Source organism: Mesorhizobium sp. M1A.F.Ca.IN.020.06.1.1 (assembly GCF_004023265.1).
In the GTDB taxonomy this organism is placed as follows: domain Bacteria; phylum Pseudomonadota; class Alphaproteobacteria; order Rhizobiales; family Rhizobiaceae; genus Mesorhizobium.
Genome location: NZ_RZSR01001725.1, coordinates 1 through 544 on the forward strand (window position 1 = coordinate 1; position 544 = coordinate 544).

Below are 544 nucleotides of genomic sequence, written 5' to 3' on the forward strand. Positions count from 1 at the left end.
GGCCACGGTCGTTCTCATCACCGACGGTCTTGAGACCTGCGGTGGCGATCCGTGCGCGCTCGGCAAGGAGCTGAAGGAGACCGGCGTCGACTTCACCGCCGACGTAGTCGGCTTCGGCCTGACCGCCGACGAAGGCAGGCAGATCGCCTGCCTCGCCGAGAACACCGGCGGAAAATACATCCAGGCCTCCGACGAGAAGGCATTGCAGCAAGCGCTGGTCGAGACCGTCGCGGCGCCGGCGCCCGCGCCAGAGCCTGCTCCGGCCCCGGCGCCTGCACCCGAACCCGCCAAGCCTGAATTCAACTTCACGCCGAGCGTCGTCATGGCTGAAGGCGGCGATGCCATCACCGACGGCAATGCCTGGGAGATCTACAAGGCCAAGTCCGGCGGCTCGCGCGGCGATCAGGTCATGACCGAGTATGGCGAGCTCAAGATCAATCTCGAGCCGGGCGATTACATTGTCGTCGGTCGCGCCGACGAGGCAAGGAGCGAGCAGAAGATCAAGATCGAAGCCGGCCAGACCTACAGCCCGTTGTTCACGCTG

The 544-nt window shown here is 65.4% G+C and carries 1 pseudogene; it reads left to right on the top strand.

Annotation, left to right across the window (positions count from 1 at the left end):
• Positions 1 to 544, top strand: a pseudogene (locus EOA60_RS36560) (hypothetical protein); the annotation flags it as partial.